Here is a 22,053-nt window from a genome sequence, read left to right on the forward strand (position 1 = left end):
CAAGAAAATCCAGCATCCGCTGGCGATGCCGGCAACGCCTTTTGCGTCATCCTGCCGTCCAGAACGCGGGCAGCGCGCGGGTCAGTCGCCCGCCCAGCCGCACCGGTTCGATGGCGGTGGCAAGGCCGCTGGCGTCGTCCACCTCGACCGCGACCCCGCACACCGTCGCCTCGCCCGTTGCCGGGGTGAAGCGCCCGGACGGGATCTTGCGCAGGAAGCGGGAGATCGGCTCGTCCTTCTCCATGCCGAGCACCGAATCGTAGTCGCCGCACATGCCGGCATCGCTCATATAGGCGGTGCCACCGGGAAGGATCTGATGGTCGGCGGTGGGCACATGCGTGTGCGTTCCCACCACCAGCGTCGCCCGCCCGTCGACGAAATGCGCCAGCGCCTGCTTCTCGCTGGTCGCCTCCGCATGCATGTCGATGACGATGGCATCCGCCACCCGGCCGAGCGGCGTTGCGTCGAGCACCCGCTCCACCGCAACGAAAGGATCGTCGAGACTGTCCATGAACACCCGGCCCATGACATTCATCACCAGCACCCTTGCGCCGTTGCGCGCGGTGAACAGGTTGGCGCCGCGCCCCGGCGCCCCTTGCGGAAAGTTGAGCGGGCGCAACAGGCGGTCCTGCCGCTCGATATAGACCAGCGTGTCGCGCTGGTCCCACACGTGATTGCCGGTGGTGACGACATCCGCCCCCGCATCCAGCACGTCCTGCAGGATCTCCTCGGTGATACCGAAGCCGGCCGCCGAGTTCTCCCCGTTGACGATCACGAAGTCGATGGAGTGGCGCTCGACCAGCCCCGGCAGCAGATCGGTCGCCGCCTGGCGGCCGCTGCGGCCGACGAGATCTCCCAGAAACAGCAGCCTCATGCCCGCTCGGGTCCTTCCAGTTGGATGAAGCCGCGCTCGGTCAGGATCCGGTCGAGGCGGCGGTCGTGGGGTTCCTCCGGCACGCTTTCCACGTCCTGCAGCGAAAAGGCAATACCGACGGTTGCCGGCGGCGCGCCGCGCGCGGCGGCAATGCGCGCGATCGCCCGGTCGTAATAGCCCCGGCCATAGCCGATCCGCCCGCCGCGCCGGTCGAAGGCGGCCAGCGGCACCAGCATGCAGTCGGGCACAAGGACGTCCGCATCGGCCGGCGGTTCGGCCGTGCCGAAGCCGGCGGGCACCAGCACGGTCTCGCGGGTCAGCCGGCGGAACACCAGGTCGCCGTCGACGATCGCCGGCAGGCACAGCGCATGCCCGCGCGCCCGCAGCACGTCCATCAACGGCCGGGGATCGATCTCGTCCCGGATCGGCCAGAAGCCGGAGACGACGGCGCCCTCCGGAAAACGCAGCGCATCAACGGCCTCGGCCAGCGCCAGGCCGCCCTCGATCCGCGCCTGGACGGGCAGGCCGGCGCGGCGCCCGAGCGCCTCCTTGCGGCGCAGGGACTTCAAGTCGCGCAGGGCGCGAATCTCTTGCGGAATGTCGGTATCGGGAAAGATCAAGCGTCGCGCTCCCCGGTGCGGCGGCCGAAAGGGCTGCCGACGCTCCGTCCAGGGCGACGGCGATAGAGGCAAATGACGTGGCCACCTCGGCCGTTGGAGGTTGCAATCCCGGGAAACCTACAGAGTAGGTGGGCGCCGTATGCCCCAGCCCACGGGCCGGAGCAGGAACAGCTCCCTAGGGATGCGTAAGGCCCCGGGGATATGTCTCCTGACGCACCGCGCAGCCACGCCAATTCCGATATAGGGTCGCTTTGCCGCGAAATACAACACACGTTTTCGCATGGCCGGCCGGCAGCGCGCGGAATGCCCGGCGCCCGCGGCCGGTCACGCATCCGCGGGTCGCAGCGATCGCGCCAGCCCGTCCGCCAGCGCCTCGACCTTTTCGGCCGCGTTGACGATGCGGCCGGCAAGCTCGGCTTCGTTGCGCGCCGCGCTGTCCAGTGCCACCCTTCGCGCCTCGCGCAGGCTGTCGACCTCGTCCTGCAGCGCCGCGAGCCGCCGCTCGCGCTCCACCAGTTCGTCGGTGACCATGATCCCGGCCATCACCGTCAGGCGCAGGTCGCCGATCTCGCCGAAACTGCCGCGCAGGCTGTCGATGGCGCTGTCGAAGCGGCGGGCAAGCGCGGTCAGCCGCTCTTCCTCGCCGTCGTCGCAGGCCATGCGGAAGCTGCGTCCGTTGATCGTCACGATTATCTGAGCCATCGCCTCGCCGCCTCAGCCGCCATGCGTCTCGAGCACGGAGCGGATCGATTCCATCGCCGACACCAGCCGTCGCGACACCTCGCGATTGGCGTCCTCGAGCCGGGCGACACGCGCCTCGGCGGTGTCCAGCGTCGCGGCCAGCGAGGACCGGTCCTCGCCCAACCGCTGCAATTCCTCCTGCAGGCCGCTCAGCGACATGTCCGCCTCCAGCCGCCGCTGCACCGCCGCGTCCAGCCGGGCCACGGCCCGCGCCAGCCGGTCCAGCGCGGCATCGACGCTGGCGCCGGGACCTGCCGCGGACGCGACCGGCCGGGTCTCGCCCCTGCCCGTCTGCCCCCCGGAAACCCCCGACGTATCGTCCATTCCAACCCCTTGTGGATTCGCGGCCGGCACCGCGCCGCCCGCAGGCGCAATACCCGCATCCGTCCCCTGCCGCTATACCATTCCTTGCCGCCCGATGCGAGATGGGGGGCAAGGCCGTGCGACAGGCCTTGCGGCGATCCGTTTTGTTGACTCGCCCAAGGTTCCTGATATTTGTCGAGCCGCCTCGGCGGGCTCCGGTGAAAACCGGTCGCAACCGCCGGAAAACCGATATCGCCGGCGGCCCGGACACGACCCGCGCCGACCCGTCCCGACCGGGCGCAGCGCCTCCCTGACGCGCCCTGGGACAGGCCGGAGGCGTACAACCGGGACCCGTGCGGTGCCCGCATCACGGACGAGTAGCCCGCGTGGGCCACCGACAGGGACGAACGGAATCAGATGACCGATCTCGTAAAGCACAATCGCATGGCCAATGCGATCCGTTTCCTCGCAGCAGATGCCGTGGAAGCGGCCAAGTCCGGCCATCCCGGCCTGCCGATGGGCGCGGCCGACATCGCGACCGTGCTGTTCACCCAGGTGATGCACTACGACCCGACCCGCCCGGACTGGCCGGACCGCGACCGCTTCGTGCTGTCGGCCGGCCATGGCTCGATGCTGCTCTATGCGGTCCATTACCTGCTCGGCTCCGAGGACTTCACCCTCGACCAGCTCAAGAAGTTCCGCCAGATCGGCGCGCTGACCGCCGGTCACCCCGAATACGGCCACGGTGCCGGCATCGAGACCACCACCGGCCCGCTCGGCCAGGGCCTTGCCAATGCCGTCGGCATGGCGATCTCCGAACGCCATCTGCGCGAGACCTTCGGCGCCGACCTTACCGACCACTACACTTATGTGCTGGCCGGTGACGGCTGTCTGATGGAAGGCATCAGCCAGGAGGCGATCTCGCTCGCCGGTCACCTGAAGCTCAATCGCCTGATCGTCATCTGGGACGACAACGGCATCTCCATCGATGGCAAGGTGTCGCTCACCGACAGCACCAACCAGCTCGAGCGCTTCGAGGCCAGCGGCTGGAAGACCGTCGCCATCGACGGCCACGATCCGGTGGCGATCGCCGCCGCGCTGACCGAGGCGCGCAACAGCGACCGTCCGACCCTGATCGCCGCCAAGACCGTCATCGGCTTCGGCGCACCGAACAAGGCCGGCTCGGAAAAGGTGCACGGCTCGCCGCTCGGCGCCGAGGAACTGGCCGCGACCCGCAAGGCGCTCGGCTGGGCGCATGAGGCCTTCGAGGTGCCCAGCGACATTCTCGACGCCTGGCGCATCGCCGGCCTGCGCTCCGGCCAGGCCCGCAAGGAGTGGGAAAAGCGCCTTGCCGCCGCCGACACCGAGCGGCGCTCGGAGTTCGAGCGGCGCCTGCGCGGCGACCTGCCCGCCGGCTTCGGCGAGGCGATGGCGAAGCTCAAGAAGCAGATCGCCCAGGACAAGCCGACCATGGCGACCCGCAAGGCCTCCGAATATGTGCTCGGCACGATCACCAAGGTGGTGCCGGAGACGATCGGCGGCTCGGCCGACCTGACCGGCTCCAACAACACCCGGACCGCCGACACCGCCCCGATCACGCCGGACGACTTCACCGGCCGCTACCTGCACTGGGGCATCCGCGAGCACGGCATGGCCGCGGCGATGAACGGCATGGCGCTGCATGGCGGCACCATCCCCTATTCCGGCACCTTCCTGGTGTTCTCCGACTATGCCCGTCCGGCCATCCGCCTGGCGGCGCTGATGCGCCAGCGGGTCATCCATGTGATGACCCATGACAGCATCGGTCTCGGCGAGGACGGCCCGACCCACCAGCCGGTCGAGCATTACGCCGCGCTGCGGGCGATCCCCAATCTCGACTTCTACCGCCCCGCCGACGTCACCGAGACGCTGGAATGCTGGCAGTTGGCGCTGGAAACCAGCGAGACGCCGAGCGTTCTCGCCCTGACGCGCCAGAACCTGCCGGCGGTGCGCACCAGCTTCGAGGCCGAGAACCTGTCCGCCCGCGGTGCCTATGTCCTCGCCGACAGCGACGAGGCGCCCGAAGTCACCATCTTCGCCTCCGGCTCGGAGATCGAGATCGCGCTGCAGGCCCGCGAGACGCTGGAGGCCGCCGGCACCGCGACCCGCGTCGTCTCCGTGCCCTGCATGGAGCGGTTCGAGCGCCAGTCGGCCGACTACCGCTCCGACATCGCCGGCGGGGCGAAGGTCAAGGTCGCCATCGAGGCCGGCATCCGCATGGGCTGGGACGCCATCATCGGCGCCGACGGCATCTTCGTCGGCATGACCGGCTTCGGCGCGAGCGGCCCCTATCAGGAGCTCTACCGCCACTTCGGCATCACCGCCGAGGCGGTGGTCACCGCCGTCAACGCCCGCCTGTAAGCGGCGGTTCCGGCACCAACCTGACGGGCGGCGCAGCGCCGCCGCCCTCTCCTGCCCGTTGCGCTGACGCAGCGATCGGCTGTAAGACCTGTCGATCATCGGGAGATCGCCGACGTGTCGCCCACCCCCGGGGAACGCCGTTCCACTCACGCCCTCTGGCGCTCGATTGCCGAGCGTCCCTGGATCATGGCGCTTGCCATCGCCATGGCGCTCGCGCTGCTGCCGGTCGCCGTCTGGCTGGATCTCCGGAACCTTTCCGACGCCGGCCTGGCGACCCAGGCGCGCACCCTCAACGCCATGGTGTCGGAGATCCGCGCCTATTACGGCTCCAACGTGGTCGGCCGTGTCCAGGCCCATACCGGCGATTCCGTCGCCGTTCACAATTACGAGGACGTGCCGGGAGCAATCCCGATCCCGGCGACCCTGTCGCTGGAACTGGGCGGGGTGATCGCCGGCCGTGGCGGCGGCGATGTCGAGTACCGCTTCGTCTCCGATCTGCCCTTCGCCAACCGGGCCTCCCACAAGCTCGACGCTTTCGAGGCCGGCGCGCTGGCGAGTTTCCGCCAGAGCCGTTCGGCCGATGCGGTCGCCACCGATTTCTCCGGCTCGCTGTTCGAGCGGCAGATCCGCATGGCCGTTCCGGTGGTTCTGGGCCAGGCTTGCGTCTCCTGCCACAACACCCATCCCGAAAGCCCGAGGCACGACTGGCAGGTCGGCGACGTGCGCGGCATCCAGGCCATCACCGTCCACCAGCCGATCGCCAGGAACCTGTTCTCCTTCAAGTATCTGTTCCTCTACTTCGCCGGAGCGAGCGCCTTCGGCGCCGCCTTCGCAGGATTGCAATGGCGGCAGGCCAACGATTTCCGCCGGATGAACGCGGAGCTTGAGGAGGCGAACGGCTTCCTTGCCTCCATCTCGATGAAGATCTCGAAATATCTCTCGCCGCAGATCTACAAGTCGATCTTCTCCGGCGAGAAGGACGTGGTGATCTCCACCGAGCGCAAAAAGCTGACGATCTTCTTCTCCGACATCAAGGACTTCACGGAGACGGCCGAGCACCTGCAGCCCGAGGAGCTGACCAGCCTGCTCAACGAGTATTTCACGGAAATGTCCGCCATCGCCCAGGCGCATGGCGCCACCGTCGACAAGTTCATCGGCGATGCGATCCTCGCCTTCTTCGGCGATCCGGAGACGCGCGGCGCGCGCGAGGATGCCAATGCCTGCCTCGACATGGCGATCGCGATGCAGAAGCGCATGGCGGAACTGAACGCGCTCTGGCGCCGGCGCGGGATCGAAAAGCCGTTCGAGGTCCGCATGGGCATCAACACCGGCTATTGCAATGTCGGCAATTTCGGCTCGTCCGACCGCATGGACTACACGATCATCGGCGCGGAGGCGAACCTGGCCGCCCGCCTGCAGGGGATCGCCCAGCCCGGCGGCATCGTCATCTCCTACGAGACCTGGGCGCATGTGCAGGACCGGGTGCGCGTGCGCCGGCTGGAACCGATCACGCTGAAGGGCATTCCCGGAGAGATCGTGCCCTATGCCGTCGAGGGGCTGCGCGAGGCGGACGCAGCCCATCCGCAGACCATCAGCGAGGAGGACGAGGGCCTCGTTCTCCATCTCGACCTTGCGAAACTCGACGCCGAAGCCCGGCGCAAGGCCGAGGCCGTGCTGGAAAAGGCCCTCGGCGCGGTGCGGATGCGGGAGACGGCAGCAAACGACAAGGCCTGAGACATGCGCGCGCATCGGCCAGATATGTTGCTTGAACCCGTTGCATCCGTGACGAGGCTTCGGTAACCAGCCATCGGGCGCCGTGAAACGGCGCTCCAAAGACGACAGGAGCCGGACAACACGGTATTGGATCGCCCGGCTCGGCCAGATCAATCGCCCAAGGAACGCGGTTCGCCGCCACAGGAGAGACACGCATGACCGTGAAGGTTGCCATCAACGGGTTTGGTCGCATCGGACGCAACGTGCTGCGCGCCATCGTGGAGTCGGGCCGGACCGACATCCAGGTCGTAGCGATCAACGATCTCGGCCCGGTCGAGACCAACGCCCACCTGCTGCGCTATGACTCCGTCCATGGTCGCTTCCCGGCGACGGTGACCGTCGACGGCGACACGATCGACGTCGGCACCGGCCCGATCAAGGTCACTGCGGTGCGCGACCCCAAGGACCTGCCCTGGGGCGATCTCGGCGTCGACATCGCCATGGAGTGCACCGGCATCTTCACCGACCGCGCCAAGGCCGCCCTGCACCTGGAGAACGGCTCCAAGCGCGTGCTGGTCTCCGCCCCGGCCAACGGTGCCGACCTGACGGTCGTCTACGGCGTCAACCACGACAAGCTCTCCAGCGAGCACAAGGTCGTCTCCAACGCCTCCTGCACCACCAACTGCCTGGCGCCGGTCGCCAAGGTCCTCAACGACGCCTTCGGCATCGAGAAGGGCTTCATGACCACGGTGCATGCCTATACCGGCGACCAGCCGACCCTCGACACCATGCACAAGGATCTCTATCGCGCCCGCGCCGCGGCGATGTCGATGATCCCGACCTCGACCGGCGCCGCCAAGGCCGTCGGCCTGGTGCTGCCGGAGCTGAACGGCAAGCTTGACGGCGTCTCGATCCGCGTTCCGACGCCGAACGTCTCGGTCGTCGACTTCAAGTTCGTGCCCAAGCGCAAGGTCACCGTGGCCGAGGTCAACGCCGCGCTGGTGGCGGCCGCCGACGGCGCGCTCAAGGGCATCCTCGCCTATACCGACGAGCCGCTGGTCTCCATCGACCTCAACCACAACGGCGCCTCGTCGACCTTCGCGCTCGACCAGACCAAGGTGATCGATGGCGACCTCGTCCGCGTGATGTCCTGGTACGACAACGAGTGGGGCTTCTCCAACCGCATGTCGGACACCGCGGTGGCCTTCGCAAAGACCATCTGACTTGGCAGGCACGGCCGGCGCCCCTCGCGCCGGCCGTTGCGCATGAGACATCCAGGCGAGCGACCATGACCTTCAAGACCCTTGACGATCTCGGCAACCTGTCCGGCCGTCGCGCGCTGGTGCGCGTCGACCTGAACGTGCCGATGGACGGCAGCCGGGTGACCGACACCACTCGCATCGACCGGGTTCTGCCGACCATCCGCGAACTCGCCGACAAGGGCGCGCGGGTGGTGCTGCTCGCCCATTTCGGCCGCCCCAAGGGTGCCGTGGTGCCGCAGATGAGCCTTGCGCCCGTCGCCGCCGCCCTCTCCGATCGCCTCGGCCGGCCGGTCGCCTTTGCCGCGGACTGCATCGGCGCTGCCGCCGCCTCCGTCATTGACGGGCTGAAGGACGGCGATGTCGCGCTGCTGGAGAACACCCGCTTCCACGCCGGCGAGGAAAAGAACGACGGTGCCTTTGCCGATGCGCTCGCCGCGCTCGGCGACATCTATGTCAACGACGCCTTCTCCGCCGCTCACCGCGCCCATGCCTCCACAGAAGGCCTCGCCCGCCGCCTGCCGGCCTATGCCGGCCGCACCATGCAGGCGGAGCTGGAGGCGCTCGCCTCGGCCCTGACCACGCCGGTGCGCCCGGTGCTCGCCGTCGTCGGCGGCGCCAAGGTCTCCTCCAAGATCGACCTGCTCGAGAACCTGGTGAAGAAGGTCGACCTGCTGGTGATCGGCGGCGGCATGGCCAACACCTTCCTCGCCGCCAAGGGCGTCTCGGTCGGCAAGTCGCTGTGCGAGCACGACCTTGCCGACACCGCGCGGCGGATCATGGATGCGGCCGCAGCCGCCGGCTGCGAGATCGTGCTGCCGGTCGATGCGGTCGTTGCCCGCGAGTTCAAGGCAGGCGCGGCCAGCGAGACCGTTGCCGTCGATGCGGTGCCGGAAGATGCGATGATCCTCGACGTCGGCCCGGCCTCGGTCGCCAATGTCGCAGCGAAGATCGACGCCGCCGCCACCCTGGTGTGGAACGGCCCGCTCGGCGCCTTCGAGATCGAGCCCTTCGACATCGCCACGGTGGCCGCCGCCCGCCATGCCGCCGGGCGCAGCAGCAACGGATCGCTGACCAGCGTCGCCGGCGGCGGCGACACGGTCGCCGCGCTCAACCATGCCGGCGTCGCCGACGATTTCACCTATGTCTCGACCGCCGGCGGCGCCTTCCTCGAATGGCTCGAGGGCAAGGTTCTGCCGGGCGTCGTCGCGCTCGAGAATTAAGCCTTTCGGCGAAACAGCTTGCGCCGCGCCTGCAAAAGCGCGGCGCTTTTGATAGAACGCCGCCAACGCAGAGCGGCAACGCTTGCACGCAAGAAGAGGGTCTCATCGGATGAGTGAACGTCTCGAGGATATCGCACAGGCCATGGTGGCCACCGGTCAGGGCATCCTTGCCGCCGACGAAAGCACCGGCACGATCAAGAAGCGCTTCGACCAGATCGGCACGGAGAACACCGAGGACAACCGCCGTGCCTATCGCGAGATGCTGTTCTCCAGCACCGAGGCGATGACCGACTGCATTTCCGGCGTCATCCTGTTCGACGAGACGCTGCGCCAGAAGGCGGCCGACGGCACGCCCTTCGTCGAGATGATCCGCAAGGCCGGCGCCGTTCCGGGCATCAAGGTCGACAAGGGCGCCAAGCCGCTTGCCGGCTTCCCCGGCGAGACCGTCACCGAAGGCCTCGACGGGCTGCGCGAGCGTCTTGCCGAGTATTACGAGCTCGGCGCCCGTTTCGCCAAGTGGCGCGCGGTGATCGACATCAACGAGGAGGACGGCCTGCCGTCCAGCACCTGCATCCAGACCAACGCCCATGCGCTGGCCCGCTATGCCGCCCTGTGCCAGGAAGCCGGCATCGTGCCGATCGTCGAGCCGGAAGTGCTGATGGACGGCCCCTCGGCGGCCCATGACATCGAGACCTGTTACGAGGTCACCGAGTGGACGCTGAACACCGTGTTCGCCGAGCTGTTCCAGATGGACATCCTGCTCGAGGGCATCATCCTCAAGCCGAACATGATCGTGCCGGGCAAGAACGCCCCGATCCAGGCCACGGCCGAGGAAGTCGCCGAGCTCACCCTGCGCTGCCTCAAGGCCACGGTGCCGGCGGCCGTGCCGGGCATCGCCTTCCTGTCCGGCGGCCAGTCCGACATCGAGGCGACCGAGCACCTGCATCTGATGAACGCCGCCGGCCCGCTTCCCTGGAAGCTGACCTTCTCCTATGGCCGCGCTTTGCAGCAGGCCGCGCTGAAGGCCTGGGGCGGCAAGCCGGAGAACGTTCCGGCCGGCCAGGCCGCGTTCCTGCACCGCGCCCGCATGAACGGGCTCGCCGCCAAGGGCGAATGGGCCAAGGCGCTCGAGACCGCCTGACCGGACACCGATCCGACCGGCAAGCTTGACGAGAGGGGCGGTTTCGCCCCTCTTTTGCCGTGATCGCCCCTCATTCCGGGACGGGTTCCGATTGCCCGGCCCACGAAGCGGAAGGATGCGCCGTGCACCCGCGCCTCTACCTGATTACGCCCGCAAGTTTCGAGCTCGACGGGTTCTGCAAGGACCTCGCCTCCGCCCTTGCCGGCGGCGACGTGGCCTGCCTGCTGATCACCGACGGCGGCTGGGGCGAGGCCGGCTTCCAGAAGATCGCCGAGACCATCGTGCCGATCGCCCAGGCGGCGGGCACCGCCGTGCTGGTGCAGAACGATTCGCGCGCCGCCGGCCGCAGCCGCGCCGACGGCATCCATGTCGACACCTCCGACGAGGACCTGAAGCGCGCGCTGGAGACGTTCCAGCCCCGCGGCATCGTCGGCGCGGGCGACATCCGCACCCGCCATGACGCGATGACCCTCGCCGAACTCGGCGTCGACTACGTGATGTTCGGCCTGCTGGCGCGCGAGGAGGACGTCGAGCCGCACGCCAAGACGCTGCAATTCTCGTCCTGGTGGGCGGAAATGTTCGAGACGCCCTGCGTCGCCCTGTGCGGCAGCGACCTCGCCGGCGTCGAGACCTGTGCCGCCACCGGCGCCGATTTCGTCGCCCTGCGCGGCGCCGTGTGGAACCATCCGGACGGTCCCGAGGCGGCGGTGCGCGCGGCCAACGAGGTGCTGTCCCGCTTCGAACTGACGGAGGCGGATGGCGGATGAGCGCGCGCGGAGGGTGGCAGGCAGGCATGCTGGCAGTGCTGCTGTCCCTGTGGACGGCGGCGCCTCCCGCCCTTGCCCAGGACACCCCCGCAGAAGCAGCCCCCGAAGCTGCCCCCGAAACAGCAGCCGAAACGCCGGCCGAACCACCTGCTGAGGCGGACGCCGCGACCGCCGCTCCGGCGCCGGATCTTCCCGGGGCCGGCAGGATGCCCACGCCCGAGGAGATCGCCGAGCGGCTCTCCTCCGTGCTGCAGCGCCCGGTCAGCCCGGACGCGGACAGTCCCCTTCTCGTGCCGCCCACCAGCGTCGCCCCGCCGCTGCCCCTCCAGGTCGAGGACGAGGTCCGCGACTACGCCTATGGCGCCTTCCAGCGCGGCTGGTATCTGACCGCCCTGGCGCGGGCGACACCGCGTGCCGAGGCCGGGGATGCCGCCGCGCAGACCCTGCTCGGCGTGCTCTACGAGACCGGGCGCGGCCTGCCGCAGGACGCGGAACTGGCGGCGAGCTGGTACCAGCTCGCCGCCAACAATGGCGACACCCGCGCCGCCCTGCGCTACGGCCTGATGCTGCTCAACGGCCTCGGCGTCGCGCAGGACAAGGTGAAGGCCGGCGACATGTTCGAGATCGCCGCCAATGCCGGCATTCCGGAGGCCATCTACAATCTCGCCGGCCTCTATCGCACCGGCGAGGGACGGCCGCTCGATCCCGACCGGGCGCTGGAGCTGCTGGAAAAGGCCGCCGATCTCGATGATGTCGACGCCCGCTTCCAGCTCGCCCAGTTCTATCTCGACGGCCCCGCCGACATCCGCAGCGAGACCCGCGCCGCCTTCTGGATGGGGCGCGCCGCGCGCCAGGGCCATGTCGGGGCGCAGGTTCGCTACGCCATCCTGCGCTTCAACGGCCGCGGCGTCGATCCGGACGAGACGGAGGCGGCCGACTGGTTCGAGCGCGCCGCCAGCGCCGGCAACCCGGTGGCGATGAACCGGCTGGCGCGGATCTATGCCTTCGGCCGCGGCCGCGAGATCGACCTGGAGAAGGCGGCCGGCTGGCACATGGCCGCCCGCGCGCTCGGCATCTCGGATCTGGAGATGGACGGCGTGCTCGCCTCGATCGACCTGGAGACGCTGGCCAAGGCGACCGCCTTCGCCGAAAGCTATGCGGCGGCGGCCGACCTGACCGTCGAGGACAGCCCCGACCTCACGCCCTGAGCCGGCAAAACCGCCTTTTTGCTTGATTGGCAACCGGAAGTGTGGTGGACAGGCCGCGCACCAGACATTGTGCCCGGCCGACGCAACGGCGCCCATGCCAGGGGCCTGCCCGGACGGGCCCGGCGGCCCAGGCGGCGCCGGAGACGCCTGCGGCAGGGGCAGCGGATTGCCCCCGCGGAGCGAACCGCCGCAGGACAGTTGGAAACGGAAGAAGACACATGAAGATCAACGGGAACGAGATCAAGCCGGGCAACGTGCTGCAGCACCAGGAGACGCTCTGGGCGGTCGTCAAGGTCGAGCACGTCAAGCCGGGCAAGGGCGGCGCCTTCGCCCAGGTCGAGATGAAGAACCTCATCGACGGCCGCAAGCTCAACGAGCGCTTCCGCTCCGCCGACAAGGTCGAGCGCGTGCGCCTCGAGCAGAAGGACTTCCAGTATCTCTATCCCCAGGAAGACATGCTGGTCTTCATGAACACCGAGACCTACGAGCAGATCGAGCTCCAGGCCGATTTCGTCGGCGAGCGTGCCGCCTTCCTGCAGGACGGCATGATGGTGACGCTGGAGATGCACGAGGATCGTCCGATCGGCATCACCCTGCCCCAGTATGTCACGCTGGAGATCACCGAGGCCGACGCCGTGGTCAAGGGCCAGACCCAGTCCTCGTCCTACAAGCCGGCCATGCTGGAGAACGGCGTGCGCGTCATGGTGCCGCCCTTCATCACCGCCGGCGAGAGGATCATCGTCGACACCGAACTGGTCGAATACGTCCGCCGCGCCGACTGAGGCACCCGCACGGGCCGGCGGCCGCATCCGCCGCCGTCCCGCCCCCTCTTGCGCGGCCGGACCCACCGCCGATCCCGCGCCAATTCCGCGCCAATTCCGGCAGGAAGCTTCCAGGAACCGTCATGTCCCGCTCCGCCATCCTGAATGTCATGGTCCAGGCCGCGCTGAAGGCCGGCCGCAGCCTCGCCCGCGATTTCGGCGAGGTCGAGAACCTGCAGGTCTCGCGCAAGGGGCCGAGCGACTTCGTGTCGGCCGCCGACATCGCCGCCGAGAAGATCGTGCGCGCCGAGTTGCAGAAGGCGCGTCCCGGCTACGGCTTCCTGATGGAGGAGTCCGGCACCATCGAGGGCGAGGATCCGCAGCACCGCTGGATCGTCGACCCGCTCGACGGCACCACCAACTTCCTGCACGGTATCCCGATGTTCAACGTCTCGATCGCGCTGGAGCGCGACGGGGTGATCGTCGCCGGCGTCATCTACAATCCGGCGATGGACGAGCTCTTCACCGCCGAGCGCGGCCGCGGCGCCTTCCTCAACGACCGACGGCTGCGCGTCGCCGCGCGCAAGTCCCTGCCGGACTGCGTCATCGCCACCGGCATCCCCTTCCTCGGCGTCGGCGACCATGCCCGCACGCTCAAGGAGCTGCGCCATGTCATGGGCGAGGTTGCCGGCATCCGCCGCTGCGGCGCCGCCGCCCTCGACCTTGCCTGGACCGCTGCCGGCCGTTTCGACGGGTTCTGGGAGCACGGCCTGTCGCCCTGGGACATGGCGGCCGGCCTGCTGCTGGTGCGCGAGGCGGGCGGCTACGTCACCGACATCGACGGCGGCGAGAAGATGTTCGAGACCCGCTCCATCGTTGCCGGCAACGAGCAGGTCCAGTTGCAGCTCCGCCAGTTGCTCAAGGCCGCGCGGAGCTGAGGCTCGCCCTCGCGGAGGGGCGGGCGGGCGACATTACGGCTTTCCAGTCCGGTGAAAATCACGCTATCAAGGGCTTGTCCTCAATAGGGAGAAGACAAGCCGTCATGGCGCGTGCCTATGATTCGTACAGCCTGTCCAGTCCCTGGGTCTATCTGATCCGGATGATCATCTTCCTGGCGGTGGTCGCGTTCATCGCGCTCATCCTCTATCGCCAGATCGCCTCCGCCTTCATGAGCAATCCCGGTCTCAACGGGCTGATCATCGGCACCGGCGTCGTCGGCATCCTGCTCGCCATCCGCCAGGTCATCCGCCTGATGCCGGAGGTGAACTGGGTCAACGGCTTCCGCCTCGGCGATCCCGGCATCGAGGTCCGCCGCCCGCCGGTGCTGCTGGCGCCGATGGCGACGCTGCTCGGCAACCGCGCCGGCGACACGATCCTGTCCCCGGCCACCACCCGCTCGATCCTCGATTCCATCGGCATGCGTCTCGACGAGGCGCGCGAGATGGCGCGCTACCTCACCGGCCTGCTGGTGTTTCTCGGCCTGCTCGGCACGTTCTGGGGCCTGCTGCAGACCGTCGGCTCGGTCAACGTGACGATCCAGAGCCTCGATGTCGGCTCCGCCGATGCCAATGTCATCTTCGAGGACCTCAAGGCCGGGCTCGAGGCGCCGCTGGCCGGCATGGGCACCGCCTTCTCGTCCTCGCTGTTCGGCCTCACCGGCTCGCTGGTCCTCGGCTTCCTCGACCTGCAGGCCAGCCAGGCGCAGAACCGGTTCTACAACGAGCTCGAAGACTGGCTGACCACCCTCACCGACATCGATCCGGACGAGGCCGGCAGCGCCGGTTCCGGCCTGGTCGAGCTGCGCTTCGCCATAGACAACCTGCGCAAGACCGTTGCCGAGGGCGGCGGCGGAGCCGGGCGCAACGCGGCGGTGGCCATGGCCAACCTCGCCGAGGGCATCCAGGGCCTCGTCCAGCATGTGCGCAGCGAGCAGCAGATGATGCGCGACTGGGCCGACGAGCAGTCCGAGCAGCAGAAGCGGATCGAGCACCTGCTCAAGACCATGGCGTCGGCGTTCGAACGGATCAAGGACGAGCCGAAATGACCCGTCCCGCAGGGCTTCCGATTGGCGGGCGCGCTGCGACCGGTTCGGCGCCGGATCACCGCCCCGATCGGGAAGCGGAATTGACTTCGAATTGGCCGAAAGGGCTCTAGAGCTATGGCCGGCACGCGCATGAGACGGCGGGAGGGACGCACGGACTACTGGCCGGGCTTCGTCGACGCCATGGCCTCGCTGCTGCTCGTCATCATCTTCCTGCTGTCGATCTTCGTGCTCGCCCAGTTCTTCCTCGGCCAGCAGCTTTCCGGGCGCGACACCGTCCTCAACCGCCTCAACGCCCAGATCTCCGAACTGACCGAACTGCTGGCGCTGGAGCGGGCGAGCGGCCGCGACCTGCAGGACACTATCGCCACGCTGACCGCCAACCTCTCCGATGCCGAGGCCGAACAGCGGCGCCTGCAGGGCCTGCTCGACACCTCCTCGGACCGGGCCAGCCAGACCGGCGGCGCCCTTGCCGGCATGGAAAGCGCGCTGGAGGAGGAGCGCCGCCTGTCGCAGCGCGCCCTCTCCCAGGTGGAACTGCTCAACCAGCAGATCTCGGCCCTGCGCCGCCAGATCGCTGCGCTGGAGGATGCGCTGGAGGCCTCGGAAAGCCGCGACCGCGAAAGCCAGACCAAGATCGCCGATCTCGGACGCCGGCTGAACGTGGCGCTGGCCCAGCGGGTGCAGGAACTGTCGCGCTACCGGTCGGACTTCTTCGGCCGCCTGCGCGAGATTCTCTCCCAGCGTTCCGACATCCGGGTCGTCGGCGACCGCTTCGTCTTCCAGTCCGAAGTGCTGTTTTCTTCCGGTGTCGAGACGATCAATCCGGCGGGCGAAGAAGAGCTGCGCAAGCTCGCCGACGCGGTCAAGGAGCTCGCGGTCCAGATTCCTTCGGAGATCAACTGGGTGCTGCGGGTCGACGGCCACACCGACGCGCGCCCGCTTTCGGGGACCGGACGCTTCCGCAACAACTGGGAGCTGTCGGCCGCCCGCGCGATCTCGGTGGTGCGCTACCTGGTCGACCAGGGCGTCGATCCCAGACGGCTGGTCGCCGCCGGCTTCGGCGAGTTCCAGCCGCTGGAAGAGGGTGACAGCGACGAGGTGCTCGCCCGCAACCGCCGCATCGAGCTGAAGCTCACCGAGCGCTGATCGCCGCCGGGCCAATGCCCGCCCACTCCTGGCAGCGGAAAAAGCAAAAGGCCGTTCCCGATCCGGAAACGGCCTCTTTTCGTCGAAAATCGCCCGGATCGGCGCGAGATACGGTCGCGCCGCGTATCACAGGCGCGACCAGAACGACTTAATAGTCGTCGTCGTCATCCTCGTCGCGGGCCTTGCCCTTGAGCGAGTTGAGCTTGGCGAAGACGGCGGCGGCGTCGATCTCCTCGTCCTTCGGCTGCGAGGGGGCGGGCCGGGCAAAGGCGGCCGCCATCGCGTCCTCCGAGGTGGTCTCGTCGACCGGCAGCAGCGTCTCCTCGTAGTGTTCGCTCTCGGGCCGCGGCGGCAGGTTCTTCGACGCCTTCTCGACCTCCATGTCGAGCTCGATCTGGCTGCACAGGCCCAGCGTCACCGGATCCAGCGGCGTCAGGCTGTTGGAATTCCAGTGGGTGCGCTCGCGGATCGCCTGGATCGTCGGCTTGGTGGTGCCGACCATGCGCATGATCTGGGAATCCTTCAGCTCCGGATGGTTGCGCACCAGCCACAGAATGGCGTTCGGGCGGTCCTGGCGGCGCGACACCGGCGTGTAGCGCGGTCCTTTGCGCTTGCTCTCCGGCACGCGGGTCTTCGGCTCCTGCAGCTTCAGCCGGTAGCCGGTGTTCGCCTGCGCCTTCTCGATCTCCTCGCGGGTAAGCTGGCCGGTCATCACCGGATCCAGGCCCTTGATGCCCTGGGCGGCCTCGCCGTCGGCGATCGCCTTCACCTCGAGCGGGTGGAGTTTGCAGAAGTCGGCAATCTGCTCGAAGCTGAGGGACGTGTTGTCCACAAGCCACACGGCCGTCGCCTTGGGCATCAAGGGAGTGGTCGCCATGTGTAATGCCTCCTGTTCGCTCCGCCGGGAACCGCACTTGTGAGCGCAGGAGCCGGCAAAGCCTAAATCATCTGTCGCATGGAAGGGGAACTGCAAGGCTTATACGCGTTCCCCGCCATGAAATCAAACATGGATCACGTCGCGGCCCCGGTCAAAAGCACGATCTTGCCGATGTGTCCGGAGCTCTCCATCCGCGCATGTGCCGCAGCGGCTTCGGCCAAGGGGAAGGTCGAATCCATCACCGGGCGGACCGTGCCGGCCTCGATCAAGGGCCACACCTTCTCGCGCAACTGCGCGGCGATCGCCGCCTTGAACGCCGCCTCGCGCGGGCGCAGTGTCGAGCCGGTATGGGTCAGCCGCTTGACCATCAGCCGCGAGAAATTGACACTCTCGGCGATCCCGTTCAGCGTCGCGATCTGGCAGATGCGGCCCTCCACCGCCGCCACCTTCCAATTGCGCTCGACATAGTCGCCGCCGACCATGTCGAGGATCACCTCGACCCCGTGACCGCCGGTCGCCTCCAGCACCACCTCGACGAAATCCGCGCTGTTGTAGTTGATCGCATGGTCGGCGCCGAGCCGACGCGCCGCCGCCGCCTTGTCGTCGGAGCCGACGGTGGTGAAGACCTCGGCGCCGAAGGCCTTGGCAAGCTGGATCGCCGTGGTACCGATGCCCGACGTCCCCCCATGCACCAGGAACCGCTCGCCCGCCGTCAGCCCGACCCGGTCGAAGACATTCGACCAGACCGTGAAGAAGGTTTCCGGGATCGCCGCAGCCTCCGTCATGGACAATCCGGAAGGCACCGGCAGCACGCTACCCGCAGGCGCTGTCACATATTCCGCATAGCCGCCTCCCGGCACCAGGGCGCAGACCCGGTCGCCCGGCGAGAGGCCGGCGACCTGCGGCCCGAGCGCGACGACGGTGCCGGCGACTTCCAGGCCGGGAATGTCGGTGACGCCGGGCGGCGGCGGATAGTGCCCCATCCGCTGGATCACGTCCGGCCGGTTGACGCCGGCTGCCTCGATGCGGATCAGCACCTCGCCAGCGGCGGCAGACGGCACCGGCCGCTGCATCGGCGCCAGCACATTGGGACCGCCCGGCGTCTCGAAGCCGATTGCCGTCATCATGCGGGGAATGTCGCTCATCGGACCCGTCCTCTTGCGCTTGCCTGTGGTGTCCCGGTTTAAGACGTCCCGCACGGCCTGACAATTGACGAGCGCCCATTCGGGCGGACATCCTGCCGGACGGCGAGGGGCGCGGTCGGCAAAGGGAGACCCGGACATGCAGGACGAGTTCGATTCGAAGACAGGCGGCATCGCCCTTCCGATTGTTCTGGGCGAGGACCTGTCGCAACTTTCTGTGGATGAACTGACGCGGCGCATCGAAGACTTGACAGGGGAGATTGCCCGCGTCGAACGCGAGCGCGATGCCCGCAGCGGCGTGCGCGCGGCGGCCGATGCGCTGTTCCGCAGCTCGTCCTGAGCGGGCTCCGACACAGTTAACCTTCGATATTTACTTCAAATTTGACTTTGCGCTCCGCTGCGTGAGGCGCCGGGATTCATTAAAAATTTAGTCATTTACCAATTATTAAGCTTTCCAATTCATAACTGTGTGTATCCAGTCCTCTGGATTTCGAGTGGCTCCTGTCCACTCTGTTTGACGCCTCCCTGTTAATGACTTCGAGCCGCGGTCGCCGCGGCTCTTTTTTTGCCGGCGTCTTCGGTGTATCCCCTCAAGAAGCTGGCCGCCTGCGCCAGACGGCATGGCACGGCGCTTGCACAGCAAGCAGGGACCCGACCGCTGGGACCCGTTTTGGGACAGGTGTCCCGTTTCACGCCAGGCCTCGCAGAAGCGCCGGCAGGACACCGCGGTCGCCAGGGATCGAGACAAGGCTGGACAGGAGGCACTGGCGCATGACGGACTGGTTCTCATCCACGCGGCGAAATGCACCGATCGACTTCGCCGACCGACTGGCCAATTCGGAGATGTTCTCCGCGCTGTTCCGCGACGGCATGGCGCTGGTGGAGGAAACCGCCGCCTATCTGGACGGCGAGGGACGGGTGCAGTCGAAGTCGCTGCCGCGCGCCGGCTCGCTCGCCTATGCGACGGAATCCATGCGCCTGACGACGCGGCTGATGCAGATGGCGTCCTGGCTGCTGCTGCAGCGCGCCGTCAACGAAGGCGAGATGTCGGCCGAGCAGGCCGGCAACGAGAAGAACAAGGTGCGCCTCGACACCCTGTCCTCGACGCGCGGCGGCTCCGGCTGGCAGGATCTGCCGCAGGAGCTGCGCGACCTGATCGAGCGGTCCGTGCGTCTTCAGGAGCGCATCCAGCACCTCGACCGGATGATCTACGAGAGCCGCCACGCAGAAGCCCCCGCAATCGACAATCCGGTTGCCGTTCAGCTCGACGTGCTCAACGCCGCTTTCGGCTCCCGCCGCTGAGCCAGCTTCCGGCGCGGAGCCGACAAGGCCCAACAAAAAACCCCGGCGCCTGAGGCTCCGGGGTTTTTCGTGTCTGCGTCCACCCGCAAGGGCGGAGCGGGGTTCCGGCACTCAGTTGCCGAGGAAGCCCGCATACTTGTTCTTGAAGCGCGAAACGCGGCCGCCACGATCCATGAGCTGGCGGTCGCCGCCGGTCCATGCCGGATGGGTGCGCGGATCGATGTCGAGCTGCAGCGAGTCGCCGTCCGCGCCATAGGTGGAGCGGGTGTGGAACTCCGTACCGTCCGTCATCACCACCTTGATGGAGTGGTAGTCGGGATGAATGTCCTTCTTCATCTTCTCGTCCCCGTGCCTGCGGCTTACACCGGCCCTGGGGAGGCGCGGCGCATTCATGTTGGAGCTGTGGTCGTGCCCCCATCCTGCGCACGTGGCAAGCCCGCCGGTGGCGGCAAGTCCTCGCTGCACGACGAAGTCACGGATTCATCGGCGGGCCACGCGGAAGAGCGCACGGCACCTGAAACCTTGAGCGCGAGCCTATAGCCCATTCATCGGCGGAAAACAAGGCCGCAAAGCCGCGCCCGGCGCCCTCGCGCGGCTGCCGGCGCCGCGACAATCGCGATCGCGTCCACAGGTTGGACTTACGGCTTCAAACCGTTATGGTCCGCTGGCATCCGGCAGGAACAGAGAGCAAGAACAAGCGTGTCCCGATACGGCTCCCCCACAGCGCCCGACCGCGGCGGAAAGCGTGACCTGCGGCCGCTGGCCGCGCTGCTCCCCTATCTGGTGAAATACCGGGGCCGGGCGGTGCTGGCCCTGGTCGCATTGATGGGCGCTGCCGGCACCACCTTGCTGCTGCCGATCGCCATTCGGCGGATGATCGATTTCGGCTTCGGCGCGGACGATCCGTCGCTGGTCGACAATTACTTCTCGGTGCTCATTCTCGTCGCCGCCGCGCTCGCCACCTTCTCGGCCCTGCGCTACTATCTGGTCACCTCGCTCGGCGAGCGGATCGTCGCGGACCTGCGGGCCGACGTCTACAGCCACATCATCCGCCTGTCCCCCGGCTATTACGACAGCGCCCGTTCCGGCGAGATCGTGTCGCGTCTCACCGCCGATGCCACCCAGGTCAAGTCGGCGGTCGGCACCAGCGCCTCCATCGCCATGCGCAACCTGATGATGTTCCTCGGCGCCTCGACCATGATGGTGGTGACCAGCCCGCGGCTGTCGATGTTCGTGCTCGGCGCCATCCCGATCATCGTGCTGCCGCTGATCGCCTTCGGCCGCAGCGTGCGCCGCCGCTCGCGCCACGCGCAGGACACGCTGGCCGAGGCCTCGTCCTATGCGTCCGAGACGCTGGGCGCCGTGCGCACCCTGCAGGCCTTCACCAACGAGGCGCTGGCCAGCCTGCGGTTCGGCTCCAATGTCGAGGAGGCCTTCCGCGCCGCCCGCTCCGCCATCCTCGCCCGCGCCCTGCTCACCGCCTTCGCCATGTTCGTCATCGCCGGCAGCGTCGTCACCGTGCTCTGGGTCGGCGCCAGCGACGTCTTCAACGGCCGCATCACCGCCGGCGAGCTCGGCCAGTTCCTGCTCTATTCGATCTTCGCGGCCGGTGCCCTTGGCGAACTCAGCCAGGTCTGGGGCGAGATCTCGCTGGCCGCCGGCGCGGCCGAGCGCCTGTCGGAACTGCTGAAGATCAAGCCGGAGATCGCCGCCCCGGCCAAGCCAGTGAAGCTGCCGCAGCGCGTGTCGGGCGCCCTCGCCTTCGACAACGTCTCCTTCGCCTATGGGGCGGGCAGCGGCCTGCCGGTGATCACCGACGTCTCGCTCGCCGTTGAACCGGGCGAGACGGTCGCCGTCGTCGGCCCCTCCGGCGCCGGCAAGTCGACCCTGTTCCACCTGTTGATGCGCTTCTACGATCCGAGCCAGGGCACGATCCGCGTCGAGGGCGTTCCCTTGCGCGACTGCGACCCGCTCGAGCTGCGCCGGCAGATCGCCTTGGTGCCGCAGGACACCACCGTGTTCGCCGCCAGCATCGCCGACAACATCGCCTTCGGCCGGCCGGAGGCAACGCGCGAGGAGATTGAGGCGGCGGCCCGTTCCGCCTTCGCCGACACCTTCATCCGCGCCCTTCCCAAGGGCTACGACACCCCCGTCGGCGAGCGCGGCGTCACCCTCTCCGGCGGCCAGCGCCAGCGCCTTGCCATCGCCCGCGCCATTCTCAAGGACGCGCCGATCCTGCTGCTCGACGAGGCCACCAGCGCGCTGGACGCGGAGAGCGAGACCCTGGTGCAGACCGCGCTGGAGGGCCTGATGCAGGGCCGCACCACCCTGGTGATCGCCCACCGCCTCGCCACCGTGCTCAAATCCGACCGGATCATCGTCATGGAGGGCGGGCGCATCGTCGAAAGCGGCCGCCATGCCGATCTCGTCGCCCATGGCGGACTTTATGCCAAGCTCGCCAAGCTGCAGTTCGAGACCGGCGCCCGCGCCTTCGACACCGCCGCCGACAGGCGTAGTTCGGCCGCCGAATAG

At 68.1% G+C, this 22,053-nt stretch carries 21 protein-coding genes and 1 other RNA gene; 14 read left to right on the forward strand and 8 right to left on the reverse strand.

Annotated elements, in window-relative coordinates; translation table 11 throughout:
* Nucleotides 1–46 precede the first annotated feature (46 nt).
* The 5 genes from TSB10GB4_RS22510 to TSB10GB4_RS22530 all read right to left on the reverse strand — a co-directional run bounded on the left by TSB10GB4_RS22510 (nucleotide 47) and on the right by TSB10GB4_RS22530 (nucleotide 2,559).
* Nucleotides 47–874, reverse strand: coding sequence for a TIGR00282 family metallophosphoesterase (locus tag TSB10GB4_RS22510; protein WP_186397559.1), 828 nt, complete (start codon nucleotides 872–874; stop codon nucleotides 47–49).
* Nucleotides 871–1,494, reverse strand: coding sequence for a 5-formyltetrahydrofolate cyclo-ligase (locus TSB10GB4_RS22515; protein ID WP_244571009.1), 624 nt, complete (start codon nucleotides 1,492–1,494; stop codon nucleotides 871–873). Before TSB10GB4_RS22515 ends, TSB10GB4_RS22510 begins: the two co-directional genes overlap by 4 nt.
* Before the next feature lie 74 nt (nucleotides 1,495–1,568).
* A non-coding RNA gene (ssrS, locus tag TSB10GB4_RS22520) (6S RNA) lies at nucleotides 1,569–1,724 on the reverse strand.
* Nucleotides 1,725–1,818: 94 nt separating this feature from the next.
* Nucleotides 1,819–2,196, reverse strand: a complete 378-nt coding sequence (locus tag TSB10GB4_RS22525) for a cell division protein ZapA (RefSeq protein ID WP_186388439.1) — start codon at nucleotides 2,194–2,196, stop codon at nucleotides 1,819–1,821.
* Between the two features lie 12 nt (nucleotides 2,197–2,208).
* Nucleotides 2,209–2,559 carry a DUF4164 domain-containing protein gene (locus TSB10GB4_RS22530; RefSeq protein WP_186388440.1) on the reverse strand — a complete coding sequence of 117 codons (351 nt, stop codon included), beginning with the start codon at nucleotides 2,557–2,559 and terminating at the stop codon, nucleotides 2,209–2,211.
* Nucleotides 2,560–2,955: 396 nt separating this feature from the next.
* Here TSB10GB4_RS22530 and tkt point away from each other — a divergent pair, with 396 nt between their 5' ends.
* The 11 genes from tkt (at nucleotide 2,956) to TSB10GB4_RS22585 (ending at nucleotide 16,200) form a co-directional block, all read left to right on the forward strand.
* On the forward strand, nucleotides 2,956–4,938 hold the full coding sequence (gene tkt / locus TSB10GB4_RS22535) for a transketolase (RefSeq protein ID WP_186397560.1): 1,983 nt from the start codon (nucleotides 2,956–2,958) through the stop codon (nucleotides 4,936–4,938).
* A gap of 186 nt (nucleotides 4,939–5,124) precedes the next feature.
* Nucleotides 5,125–6,672: an adenylate/guanylate cyclase domain-containing protein gene (locus TSB10GB4_RS22540; protein ID WP_186397584.1), complete on the forward strand. Its 1,548-nt coding sequence runs from the start codon at nucleotides 5,125–5,127 to the stop codon at nucleotides 6,670–6,672.
* A 194-nt stretch (nucleotides 6,673–6,866) separates the two neighbouring features.
* Complete coding sequence (gap, locus tag TSB10GB4_RS22545; RefSeq protein WP_186388442.1) at nucleotides 6,867–7,874, forward strand: type I glyceraldehyde-3-phosphate dehydrogenase; 1,008 nt, start codon at nucleotides 6,867–6,869, stop codon at nucleotides 7,872–7,874.
* A 65-nt stretch (nucleotides 7,875–7,939) separates the two neighbouring features.
* Complete coding sequence (pgk, locus tag TSB10GB4_RS22550) at nucleotides 7,940–9,133, forward strand: phosphoglycerate kinase (RefSeq protein WP_186397561.1); 1,194 nt, start codon at nucleotides 7,940–7,942, stop codon at nucleotides 9,131–9,133.
* Nucleotides 9,134–9,242: 109 nt separating this feature from the next.
* Nucleotides 9,243–10,274: a class I fructose-bisphosphate aldolase gene (locus TSB10GB4_RS22555; protein WP_186397562.1), complete on the forward strand. Its 1,032-nt coding sequence runs from the start codon at nucleotides 9,243–9,245 to the stop codon at nucleotides 10,272–10,274.
* Between the two features lie 122 nt (nucleotides 10,275–10,396).
* Nucleotides 10,397–11,041 carry a thiamine phosphate synthase gene (locus tag TSB10GB4_RS22560; RefSeq protein ID WP_186388445.1) on the forward strand — a complete coding sequence of 215 codons (645 nt, stop codon included), beginning with the start codon at nucleotides 10,397–10,399 and terminating at the stop codon, nucleotides 11,039–11,041.
* Entirely contained in the window at nucleotides 11,038–12,249 is a 1,212-nt protein-coding gene (locus tag TSB10GB4_RS22565; protein WP_186397563.1) for a tetratricopeptide repeat protein, read from the forward strand. Before TSB10GB4_RS22560 ends, TSB10GB4_RS22565 begins: the two co-directional genes overlap by 4 nt.
* A 218-nt stretch (nucleotides 12,250–12,467) precedes the next feature.
* Nucleotides 12,468–13,031 carry an elongation factor P gene (gene efp, locus TSB10GB4_RS22570; protein ID WP_186388447.1) on the forward strand — a complete coding sequence of 188 codons (564 nt, stop codon included), beginning with the start codon at nucleotides 12,468–12,470 and terminating at the stop codon, nucleotides 13,029–13,031.
* A 122-nt stretch (nucleotides 13,032–13,153) separates the two neighbouring features.
* On the forward strand, nucleotides 13,154–13,948 hold the full coding sequence (locus TSB10GB4_RS22575; RefSeq protein WP_186388448.1) for an inositol monophosphatase family protein: 795 nt from the start codon (nucleotides 13,154–13,156) through the stop codon (nucleotides 13,946–13,948).
* Between the two features lie 104 nt (nucleotides 13,949–14,052).
* Entirely contained in the window at nucleotides 14,053–15,054 is a 1,002-nt protein-coding gene (locus tag TSB10GB4_RS22580) for a flagellar motor protein MotA (protein WP_186397564.1), read from the forward strand.
* A gap of 114 nt (nucleotides 15,055–15,168) precedes the next feature.
* A complete protein-coding gene (locus TSB10GB4_RS22585; protein ID WP_186397565.1) occupies nucleotides 15,169–16,200 on the forward strand; it encodes a peptidoglycan -binding protein in 1,032 nt (343 codons plus the stop codon).
* A 148-nt stretch (nucleotides 16,201–16,348) separates the two neighbouring features.
* Here the strand turns inward: TSB10GB4_RS22585 and TSB10GB4_RS22590 are convergent, their stop codons facing one another.
* Nucleotides 16,349–17,077, reverse strand: a complete 729-nt coding sequence (locus TSB10GB4_RS22590; RefSeq protein WP_186397566.1) for a DUF1013 domain-containing protein — start codon at nucleotides 17,075–17,077, stop codon at nucleotides 16,349–16,351.
* A gap of 134 nt (nucleotides 17,078–17,211) precedes the next feature.
* Nucleotides 17,212–18,222, reverse strand: a complete 1,011-nt coding sequence (locus TSB10GB4_RS22595; RefSeq protein WP_186397567.1) for an NAD(P)H-quinone oxidoreductase — start codon at nucleotides 18,220–18,222, stop codon at nucleotides 17,212–17,214.
* A 136-nt stretch (nucleotides 18,223–18,358) separates the two neighbouring features.
* On the opposite strand from TSB10GB4_RS22595, the gene TSB10GB4_RS22600 reads away from it, so the two are divergent.
* Both TSB10GB4_RS22600 and TSB10GB4_RS22605 read left to right on the forward strand, forming a co-directional pair.
* Nucleotides 18,359–18,559, forward strand: a complete 201-nt coding sequence (locus tag TSB10GB4_RS22600) for a DUF1192 domain-containing protein (protein ID WP_186397568.1) — start codon at nucleotides 18,359–18,361, stop codon at nucleotides 18,557–18,559.
* A 431-nt stretch (nucleotides 18,560–18,990) separates the two neighbouring features.
* Nucleotides 18,991–19,521 (forward strand): DUF1465 family protein, encoded by a 531-nt coding sequence (locus TSB10GB4_RS22605; RefSeq protein ID WP_186397569.1) that lies wholly within the window; start codon nucleotides 18,991–18,993, stop codon nucleotides 19,519–19,521.
* A 111-nt stretch (nucleotides 19,522–19,632) separates the two neighbouring features.
* On the opposite strand, the gene rpmE is transcribed toward TSB10GB4_RS22605, so the two are convergent.
* Entirely contained in the window at nucleotides 19,633–19,857 is a 225-nt protein-coding gene (gene rpmE, locus TSB10GB4_RS22610; protein ID WP_186388455.1) for a 50S ribosomal protein L31, read from the reverse strand.
* Nucleotides 19,858–20,220: 363 nt separating this feature from the next.
* On the opposite strand from rpmE, the gene TSB10GB4_RS22615 reads away from it, so the two are divergent.
* Entirely contained in the window at nucleotides 20,221–22,053 is a 1,833-nt protein-coding gene (locus TSB10GB4_RS22615; protein ID WP_186397570.1) for an ABC transporter transmembrane domain-containing protein, read from the forward strand.

The organism is Stappia sp. TSB10GB4, from assembly GCF_900185745.1.
GTDB lineage: Bacteria > Pseudomonadota > Alphaproteobacteria > Rhizobiales > Stappiaceae > Stappia.

Excerpts from the sequence above, each read along its gene's own strand:
- gap (WP_186388442.1), top strand. The coding sequence starts at position 6,867 with ATGACCGTGAAGGTTGCCATCAACGGGTTTGGTCGCATCGGACGCAAC.
- TSB10GB4_RS22565 (WP_186397563.1), top strand. The coding sequence starts at position 11,038 with ATGAGCGCGCGCGGAGGGTGGCAGGCAGGCATGCTGGCAGTGCTGCTG.
- efp (WP_186388447.1), top strand. The coding sequence starts at position 12,468 with ATGAAGATCAACGGGAACGAGATCAAGCCGGGCAACGTGCTGCAGCAC.
- TSB10GB4_RS22555 (WP_186397562.1), top strand. The coding sequence starts at position 9,243 with ATGAGTGAACGTCTCGAGGATATCGCACAGGCCATGGTGGCCACCGGT.
- TSB10GB4_RS22525 (WP_186388439.1), bottom strand. The coding sequence starts at position 2,196 with ATGGCTCAGATAATCGTGACGATCAACGGACGCAGCTTCCGCATGGCC.
- TSB10GB4_RS22575 (WP_186388448.1), top strand. The coding sequence starts at position 13,154 with ATGTCCCGCTCCGCCATCCTGAATGTCATGGTCCAGGCCGCGCTGAAG.
- TSB10GB4_RS22585 (WP_186397565.1), top strand. The coding sequence starts at position 15,169 with ATGGCCGGCACGCGCATGAGACGGCGGGAGGGACGCACGGACTACTGG.
- TSB10GB4_RS22530 (WP_186388440.1), bottom strand. The coding sequence starts at position 2,559 with ATGGACGATACGTCGGGGGTTTCCGGGGGGCAGACGGGCAGGGGCGAG.
- tkt (WP_186397560.1), top strand. The coding sequence starts at position 2,956 with ATGACCGATCTCGTAAAGCACAATCGCATGGCCAATGCGATCCGTTTC.
- TSB10GB4_RS22605 (WP_186397569.1), top strand. The coding sequence starts at position 18,991 with ATGACGGACTGGTTCTCATCCACGCGGCGAAATGCACCGATCGACTTC.
- TSB10GB4_RS22590 (WP_186397566.1), bottom strand. The coding sequence starts at position 17,077 with ATGGCGACCACTCCCTTGATGCCCAAGGCGACGGCCGTGTGGCTTGTG.
- TSB10GB4_RS22540 (WP_186397584.1), top strand. The coding sequence starts at position 5,125 with ATGGCGCTTGCCATCGCCATGGCGCTCGCGCTGCTGCCGGTCGCCGTC.
- TSB10GB4_RS22600 (WP_186397568.1), top strand. The coding sequence starts at position 18,359 with ATGCAGGACGAGTTCGATTCGAAGACAGGCGGCATCGCCCTTCCGATT.
- TSB10GB4_RS22580 (WP_186397564.1), top strand. The coding sequence starts at position 14,053 with ATGGCGCGTGCCTATGATTCGTACAGCCTGTCCAGTCCCTGGGTCTAT.
- TSB10GB4_RS22595 (WP_186397567.1), bottom strand. The coding sequence starts at position 18,222 with ATGAGCGACATTCCCCGCATGATGACGGCAATCGGCTTCGAGACGCCG.
- rpmE (WP_186388455.1), bottom strand. The coding sequence starts at position 19,857 with ATGAAGAAGGACATTCATCCCGACTACCACTCCATCAAGGTGGTGATG.
- pgk (WP_186397561.1), top strand. The coding sequence starts at position 7,940 with ATGACCTTCAAGACCCTTGACGATCTCGGCAACCTGTCCGGCCGTCGC.
- TSB10GB4_RS22510 (WP_186397559.1), bottom strand. The coding sequence starts at position 874 with ATGAGGCTGCTGTTTCTGGGAGATCTCGTCGGCCGCAGCGGCCGCCAG.